At 46.8% G+C, this 7,765-nt stretch carries 7 protein-coding genes and 2 pseudogenes; 7 read left to right on the forward strand and 2 right to left on the reverse strand.

Annotated features, from left to right (window positions below; all coding sequences use genetic code 11):
- The first annotated feature begins 213 nt into the window (after positions 1 to 213).
- A complete protein-coding gene (locus tag Q0991_RS13140; RefSeq protein ID WP_299489168.1) occupies positions 214 to 1,386 on the forward strand; it encodes an aminotransferase class V-fold PLP-dependent enzyme in 1,173 nt (390 codons plus the stop codon).
- Positions 1,387 to 1,728: 342 nt separating this feature from the next.
- Complete coding sequence (locus tag Q0991_RS13145; protein WP_299489169.1) at positions 1,729 to 2,928, forward strand: nuclear transport factor 2 family protein; 1,200 nt, start codon at positions 1,729 to 1,731, stop codon at positions 2,926 to 2,928.
- Positions 2,929 to 3,741: 813 nt separating this feature from the next.
- Here the strand turns inward: Q0991_RS13145 and Q0991_RS13150 are convergent.
- Positions 3,742 to 4,275, reverse strand: a complete 534-nt coding sequence (locus tag Q0991_RS13150; protein ID WP_299489170.1) for a peroxiredoxin family protein — start codon at positions 4,273 to 4,275, stop codon at positions 3,742 to 3,744.
- Positions 4,276 to 4,517: 242 nt separating this feature from the next.
- Between Q0991_RS13150 and Q0991_RS13155 the strand changes: the two genes are divergently transcribed.
- The 3 genes and pseudogenes from Q0991_RS13155 to Q0991_RS13165 all read left to right on the forward strand — a co-directional run.
- Entirely contained in the window at positions 4,518 to 5,024 is a 507-nt protein-coding gene (locus Q0991_RS13155; RefSeq protein ID WP_299489171.1) for a GNAT family N-acetyltransferase, read from the forward strand.
- Between the two features lie 110 nt (positions 5,025 to 5,134).
- Positions 5,135 to 5,785, forward strand: a complete 651-nt coding sequence (locus tag Q0991_RS13160) for an MFS transporter (RefSeq protein WP_299489172.1) — start codon at positions 5,135 to 5,137, stop codon at positions 5,783 to 5,785.
- A 109-nt stretch (positions 5,786 to 5,894) separates the two neighbouring features.
- Positions 5,895 to 5,984: pseudogene (locus Q0991_RS13165) on the forward strand (IS630 family transposase); the annotation flags it as partial.
- Here the strand turns inward: Q0991_RS13165 and Q0991_RS13170 are convergent.
- A pseudogene (locus Q0991_RS13170) lies at positions 5,983 to 6,198 on the reverse strand (IS701 family transposase); the annotation flags it as partial. The pseudogenes Q0991_RS13165 and Q0991_RS13170 sit on opposite strands and share 2 nt — an antisense overlap.
- Positions 6,199 to 6,288: 90 nt before the next feature.
- On the opposite strand from Q0991_RS13170, the gene Q0991_RS13175 reads away from it, so the two are divergent.
- The gene (locus Q0991_RS13175) at positions 6,289 to 6,888 is read left to right on the forward strand and encodes an NACHT domain-containing protein (RefSeq protein ID WP_299489173.1); all 600 of its coding nucleotides are present in this window, start codon (positions 6,289 to 6,291) and stop codon (positions 6,886 to 6,888) included.
- 44 nt (positions 6,889 to 6,932) lie between these two features.
- On the forward strand, positions 6,933 to 7,712 hold the full coding sequence (locus Q0991_RS13180) for a hypothetical protein (protein WP_299489174.1): 780 nt from the start codon (positions 6,933 to 6,935) through the stop codon (positions 7,710 to 7,712).
- The last annotated feature ends 53 nt before the right edge of the window (positions 7,713 to 7,765 follow it).

Here is a 7,765-nt window from a genome sequence, read left to right on the forward strand (position 1 = left end):
CGATCCAGATTGTCCAAAATGGATAAAAATCGAAGATTCTCCCCAACTCTAAGCTCTGAAACCAAGACTATGACTGGCTTTATTTATGCAACAACGCCGGTAAGATTCAAACCCACACCATTGAATATGTACCTCCTTCTTATCCCTAAACTGAGTCACCAGTAACGGGATGATATCTGCGGTTTCTTCTAGTGAAGTCTGATCATTGATGCAATGTCCTTCTTGCCTAAGCGCCCGATTTATCTGGATTGCCAAGCCACGACCCCAGTAGACCCAAGAGTCGTGGAGGCAATGCTGCCCTACTTTACGGACTGTCCAGGAAACCCTTCTAGCAATAACCATCTCTATGGCTGGGAAGCAAAAGCAGCAGTTGACCTGGCGCGGGAGACGATTGCTCTGGCTATTGGCGCGGACCCCAAGGAGATCGTGTTTACCAGTGGTGCGACGGAGGCCAATAATTTAGCAATTAAGGGCGTAGCGGAAGCCTATCTTAGCAAGGGACGACATCTGATTACGATGCAGACGGAACATAATGCCGTTTTAGAACCCTGCAAGTATCTGGAAAAACTGGGATTTGAGGTGACGTATCTGCTGCCTCAACCGGATGGACTGTTAGACGTGGAGCGTCTGGAACAGGCAATTCGACCCGATACGATTTTGGTGTCGGTGATGGCGGCCAATAACGAAATTGGGGTTTTACAGCCGCTGGCTGAGATTGGTCAAGCCTGTCATCAGCACAATATTCTATTTCATACGGATGCAGCTCAGGCCATTGGCAAAATCCCCTTAGATGTAGAGTCGATGCAGATTGATTTGCTGTCGATCACCGGGCATAAACTCTATGGCCCGAAAGGGATTGGGGCGCTATATATTCGTAATCGCAATCCCCATGTGCAAATTGCAGCTCAATTACAGGGGGGTGGGCAAGAGCGCAATATTCGCTCGGGTACATTACCAACGCCTCAAATTGTGGGTTTAGGGAAAGCGATTGAGTTGGGGGTTGCGGAGCAATCGACAGAGATGGAGCGGCTAACGGGGCTGAGGACTCATCTCTGGCAGAAGTTGCAGGGGTTAGATGGACTTCACTTGAATGGACATCCCCAACTACGAATACCCGGGTGTTTGTCGGTGAGTTTTGAAGGCGTAGATGGCGCAGCGTTGTTATTAGAATTGCAGCCCTATGTGGCGCTATCTTCGGGATCGGCTTGTGCGTCGACTAAACCCACTCCTTCTCATGTATTGACGGCTTTAGGGCATTCTCCGAAATTGGCACGCTCAACCTTGCGATTTGGACTGGGGCGGTTCACAAGCTTAGATGAGGTAGACCAATCAGCTCAGTATGTCATTGAGATCGTCAAACAGCTACGAGGACAGGCTTACCCCTAGGAATGGACTCATTCATGCTCTATCTTGTTGGCTCCAAGACTGTCGCCTTTGGCTATGATTCAAGAACCATAAGTTTTAGTCCAAAAGCAAAGTGATTGCTGCTCCATATTTATCGCTTTGAGTACCAGCCAGACCAGTCTAGACCAAAACTGAGATAGGAATAATGGCTCGCGAGTGACCCGCAAACCTTGAGTACAATGTTATCGGTTTACAAGAGTTGCTAGTTGTACAGGGTTTAGGTGGGTATCGGCGCCAGACCATCAAGGATGGTGGTGTTGTCCCTCTGCCCGCGCCTTAAGATTTTCCCACACGGTCAACGTTCTCCTCAATTTCCTGAACCTCATGACACTCCCAGCCCATCTCCTCATTCAGGCCATGTATGAGGCAATTAATGAGCGCAATGTCGCCAAAGCCTTGGAATGTATTGATCCAAACTGTTGCTATCAAGACCTGAACTTTGTTCAACCCTTTCAAGGGAAAGCAGCGGTTGAGGCGCTATTTACCGAATCTTGCCAAGGGATGCCCGCAGATTTGCGGTTTGTGGTGGACGACATTACGGAAGGAGATGCTCTAGCGGTGGGCGTTCTTTGGCATGTTGAGCTAGGTGGGATTCCCCTACCCAATGGACGCGGGGTTAGCTTTTGCCGACTGTCTGAGGAGACGGGAAAACTCATCTTTGCACGGGATTTGGTTGAACCCGTTATTAAGCCGGGGAAAGGAGCCTTTTTCATCCTGCGGTTGATTGCCCCCTTAATACGGTTGTCGCTCAAACCAACCGGGACCGCAGCGTTAGGGAAAACAACATCGCACACAGCCAACCCAACGGACCTGCCGTCTCAACAGCCATGGCTATCGAGGCTGTTATGGCTTTTGGCAGGGGCCTATATTTATATCCTGTTTCTTTCTCCACCAGGACAGATTATGCCTGGAGAGCCTGTGTGGGCGATTCAAGCAGAAACCTGGCAAGAAGTGCTGAATGAATCCCTCAACTTCTTTTTTATTTTGCCTCTGGTCAACGCCCTTGGCATTCACTACCTAGAGGCTCCCCTTGTCCATCCCGTAGATCAAGCCTTTTTTAACGTTGTGATTGCTTGGATCTTTATTTTCTTGCCCCTACTTCTGGCCGATGTACGCAGTCGAAAGCTGCCCAAAGTGGCGATCTGGAGTATGGCTCTCTTTCTAACCAATGCTTTTATGATCCCGTATATGGCTATGAGAGCCGCCATGCCGCTCCCTGAAGCGGTTCCATCCCCTTCAAAAGGGCTTTTGGCTCGTATCTTTGGTTGGACAGGGCTTTTGGTGAGTGGGATGGTGCTGTTTTGGTTTGGGTTTGTCGGACCCGAATTTGGCACTGTGGCCGAACGGCTCCAATATTTTGGGACTCAGTTAACGACGAACCGGGTGTCCGTCGCGTTTTGTGTTGACTTGGTATTCTTTACGCTTTTTCAGATTGTGTTGTTAGGCGCTGTAGAACCAAATCCTCAGAAACGGTGGCTGCGCTTTATTCCCTTTTGGGGCTTGGTGACTTGGCTGATCATTTAATGTTCAGGGATATTCAGCCATTGAGAGATTGGATATCTCACGATCGGTTTTCAACGCCCTAGCCGTAACCTTTAGTTAGCTGATATCGGTTCAATATCTGGAGTTCAGTATCGGGTAATGTGACTGCAGGTCACGCCATCGGAACGTTATCTGACTGGAGTAAAAATGGCTTTTCTCAAATACACGATGCCATCCAATTTGCCTTGTTACACAGACTGGGATTTCCCCATGTTTCCAGGAACGTTCCTTTTCTCCATGACGGATATAATTGCCGTTTTCCAAAAGCACATCGAGAAAGACTCCAAATATGCTCACAACTGGTCGAAAGATAGTGGAATTTACAAAGAATATCTTGACTGCCAAGACGTGCTGAAATGGCTCCAAGTCAATAATTGCAATGGAAATAAAATTGTCGAATGGGATGACTCAGTGCGTGATCTGTATTGGTCAATGAGCCAACCATTGGTATATGGCGGAAACTATCTAGATGTGCATTGTCCAGCGTGTTCTAAGTCATACAAACCCGAACATATGACACAACACATATGGGTGTTTGGTGAAGGTTTAGTCGCATCGGGCGGTCGTCGACTAGCCTGCCCGAACGGACATACTGTTTATTCGATAATGGAGTGGAACAGTTGACCGCACTCGCCTGCTGCTAATCGCTGAATAACAATGCGTGGGACCGAAGTATCAAAGCACACTGGATTAAACCAATTTGAAGATATGCTTCCAGTTTGCACTGTGGTGTCATACACAGCTTGATTCGGCTCCTCGTTAGCGTGTGTGAGAAAGCCAGGTCAAGCTGTGGGTCTACCGTAGACCCTCAAGAATAGTGAGCACTTCATCTATCCCTGCATTGTGATCGACAAAAGAAAACATATGCCGGAAGCGAATTTTGCCGTTTAAATCTACAACATATTGAGCGGGTAATGGAGCCCCTAGAGCTTGTCCTGCACCATAACTGCGGAAACTCTCACATTTTGGATCGGATAAAAAGGGATAAGGCAGGTCCAAATCGGAGACGATTTGCTCACTCTGCACTTGATCCGTACTGGAGATCATCAGGAGTTCTGCCCCTCGATCCACGATTTCTGAGTAGCGCTGTTTTAAGTCTTGAATATGGGGATAGCAAAAGGGACAAAAGAGTTTTTCGGTAAAGATACGAGTAAAGGCGAGAAAGACTGGCTGCTGTCCACGGTAGCTCGAGAGTTTAACCTGTTCTCCACCCACTTGAGGCAGTTCAAAGTCTGGCGCAAGCTGTCCTACAGCAGGCTCCAGTTTACCCGGCAAGGGCACAAAGTTATTCAAATAGCGTTGGTTAAAGAACCCTGAGCTTTGAGTCATTGGTCACTGAAGTTAAATGGCCAAACGCAAACGCGTTTTACTCATCAGTTTACGTGGCATTACTCAATGACGGCATAAATTGCATCTTGTTGATCTCCTGAAATACATGAATGCCGAAGCGTACATCTGATGCTGGTATTCAACGTTATTCCTTTATAAAGTAACGTCGTGAATTATATTTCACAGATTTCAAGGAAATGGAGGGCGACTAAAATTGAGCTAGTTTTTATTGATTTGTTGAAATGTATATACGGCCTGCGACGCAAGCGGACATTAGCCTGACTTATCGGTTTATTCAGCACAAAGCTGAGTTTGATCGCAGCGTTGGAGCGTATCAAGGCACCATACAAACGTCAGAAGCCAAAATTCAAACCACAATCTTTGGCCCTATACCTTTTGCCTATGTGCTATTTGCAGAGCAGCATCAACAGCCCGTTGGCTTTGCGCTCTATGGATTTCGCTATTCATCTTTTGCGGGGCAACCTAGCATTTGGTTAGATGACCTGTACGTCGAGACAGAATATCGCAGCCAGGGCGCAGGTGCAGCCTTAATGCAGCATTTAGCCCAAATTGCAGTCCACCACAATTGCACTCACATAGCATGGACTGCAGATGCTCGTAATCATCGTGGTCTGCAGTTTTATCACCGTCTTGGTGCAGACGTTGTCAAACGGGAAGAGCACCGCTGTTATTGGCAGTGGATGTCTGATCACTTCGTACGTTTTATTTCCAAAGAGAATGTACCTTAATGATAGGGCTGGAACCTAGCATTCTCGTTGAAACTGTAAAAACACTTCTGTTCTGAAACCTTTGTATGGAAAGGTTTTCAAAATAACCTTCCAAGTCGTGTGGCTTACAGATGGACGGTAAAATTCCACCTACAGTCCCTAGTCAAACCTCAGCCGTATCAGACACTCGTATGGATTTCACTCGGGGTGAGGCCCTTCGCACGCCAGCTTTTTGGGCCGTCACCTTAGCACTATCCTGCCAGGCATTAGCGATCACGGGGATAACCTTTCATATCGTTGATCTGGGGGCAGAAGTTGGATTAACTAAGGCCGAAGCAGTGGCCTTATTTATACCAATGGCATTGGTATCGACCATTATGGGGTCTTTGATGGGGTTTGCCGCCGACCGATTTCGGCTGCAATTTTTGTTTATGGGCATGATGACAGCCCTGGGCGTTGGAATTGCCAGTATGGCTAATTTAGATATTGTGGCTCTGCGCGGTCTGGCAATTGCTGGGTTGGGCAGTAGCGGAGGGTGTTTCGGCACCTTATCTGCTGTGGCATTACCCCGTTTCTTTGGCCGCACTCACTTGGGTGCAATTTCAGGGGTGCAGATGATGAGTATCGTCTTTGCCAGTGCGATTGGTCCTTCTTGGATGGCATTATTCAAAGACATTGCAGGGTCCTATCAAATGGGCCTCTATTGCTTCTGCATTTTTCCGCCCATTATTCTGCTGCTGAATTGGGTAGCCCCCAATCCACAATTACGGCTCCACCCATAAACTTCATATGCAGGTTTGAATCCCACCACTATGGATTCTGAAGAATTATAGCGGTCGCCATATTGTGTAAGACGTAAGATAGAGATGCCCCTCATTTTTTGTCTTTTTGATGCCCAAGACCTATAGTTACGACTTACGGTGCAAAGTGATTGATGCGATTGAGCTCGATGGTCTACGCCCTTCAGAAGCGAGTGAGGTCTGAGTTGTTCGACATCCGCTATCAACGTCATCACCAGTAAATGGGGAAACCACAACTCCATCGCTAGCAGAGCAGCTTGCCCCCATTCAGGCAACTCTGATATGGCAGTGGTTAGATAAGCCCAATGAGCCAACAAATAGGCAACCATCGACAATACCAACCATCGATACACTCCCGTCAGTGTCCCTTGGGTAAATCGATCTAAGCTAAACCGAGATATAGATTCACATCATAAATCGAATGTTTAAGATAGGGAATGTACTGTATTGCCTGGAAAGGCAAGCATCTATTTGTACGATGCACCATGAATGATTGGAGTGAGTATTTAGAGTCTGTTTGCCATTCGTATGCCAAGTGGTGGCAGATTTATACTCTATCTGATGTGGTCGAGCAAGAAGAGGAAGAGGAGGATACCATTCCCCTATTGGATTTGGGGTTGATGGTAGAAACGATTGATCCTGAGGACGATGACCTAGAGCAGGGAGAACAACAGCAAAAAATTGAGCGATTAACAGTTCTGGAGGGTCTAAGAAAGTATGCACCAGAGCATGTTTTATTGATAGGTCGACCGGGTTCAGGCAAGTCAACAGCGCTGGCCCGATTGTTATTAGAAACAGCTCAAGATGCGCTGGTTAATGCTGCTGATCAAATTCCGGTGCTAGTAGAACTGAGATATTACCAAACATCAATCTTAGATTTGGTGCAGAACTTTTTGCTACGGCATCGAATGCGCCTCAACCAAGACGAAATCCAAGAGCTACTATTTAGCGGGCGTTTTTTTCTGTTAGTGGATGGTTTAAATGAGTTGCCTTCGGTCGAAGCCCGACGTGAGGTAAGAGTGTTTCGGCAAACTTATCCACAGACTGCAATGATTTGGACAACTCGTGAGTTGGTAGTGATTTAGAAATTAATAAACGTTTAGAAATGCAACCGTTAACCGAGTTGCAAATGAAAAATTTTATCTCTGCATATCTCCCTTCACAAGGTAGGGAGATGCTACGCCAATTGAGCCATAGACTACAAGAGCTTGGGCAAACTCCTTTATTGTTATGGATGCTCTGCTCGGTATTTAATGAAAGCCAGGGCCAAGGACTCACCAATTTAGGTTCGGTTTTCCAACGGTTCACAGAGATTTATGACATAAAACTCAAGCAGGATGTTGCGACTGAATCACGAAAATGGTGGCCAAGACTTCTGCAAGAGTTGGCTTGGCGCATGACTTGTGGCGACAATCCAATAGAGATTAAGGTTGCCGTTGAGATGCGTGAGGCGAAAGCAGTACTAGTAGAATTTTTGCGTGATAAAGTCCCGTATCCAGAAAACTGTGTTGCAGAGTGGCTAGAGGATTTACTTAACCATCATCTCTTGCAACGCGGGGTCGGAAACAAGATTGAATTTCGACATCAACTGATTCAGGAATATTACACGGCAGAACGACTCCTACAATATTTGCCTGAACTTAGTTCAGCTACTTTGAAACGTGACTATTTGAACTACGTCAAATGGACCGAACCTCTTGCACTGATGCTGAATTTAGTGACTCAGGAGTCTCGGGTGTTGAATGTGGTTAAATTAGCTCTAACGGTAGATTGGAAGTTAGGATCCCGGTTGGCTGGTTCAGTCAATCCTCAGTTCCAGCACCAAACAGTATGTTTGATCAATAATTTAGACGCATCTCCACGACCTTTGGGGATGACAAGGGTTTCACAATGTGTTCTGAATCAGTGATAGCGCCCTCATGCCTCTCTGGTAATTGAGTCGTTTATGGGGTTTCAGTTGCA

This window comes from Acaryochloris sp. IP29b_bin.137, assembly GCF_028285745.1.
Classification (GTDB): Bacteria; Cyanobacteriota; Cyanobacteriia; order Thermosynechococcales; family Thermosynechococcaceae; genus Acaryochloris.

Excerpts from the sequence above, each read along its gene's own strand:
- Q0991_RS13140 (WP_299489168.1), top strand. The coding sequence starts at position 214 with ATGTCCTTCTTGCCTAAGCGCCCGATTTATCTGGATTGCCAAGCCACG.
- Q0991_RS13145 (WP_299489169.1), top strand. The coding sequence starts at position 1,729 with ATGACACTCCCAGCCCATCTCCTCATTCAGGCCATGTATGAGGCAATT.
- Q0991_RS13150 (WP_299489170.1), bottom strand. The coding sequence starts at position 4,275 with ATGACTCAAAGCTCAGGGTTCTTTAACCAACGCTATTTGAATAACTTT.
- Q0991_RS13155 (WP_299489171.1), top strand. The coding sequence starts at position 4,518 with ATGTATATACGGCCTGCGACGCAAGCGGACATTAGCCTGACTTATCGG.
- Q0991_RS13160 (WP_299489172.1), top strand. The coding sequence starts at position 5,135 with ATGGACGGTAAAATTCCACCTACAGTCCCTAGTCAAACCTCAGCCGTA.
- Q0991_RS13175 (WP_299489173.1), top strand. The coding sequence starts at position 6,289 with ATGAATGATTGGAGTGAGTATTTAGAGTCTGTTTGCCATTCGTATGCC.
- Q0991_RS13180 (WP_299489174.1), top strand. The coding sequence starts at position 6,933 with ATGAAAAATTTTATCTCTGCATATCTCCCTTCACAAGGTAGGGAGATG.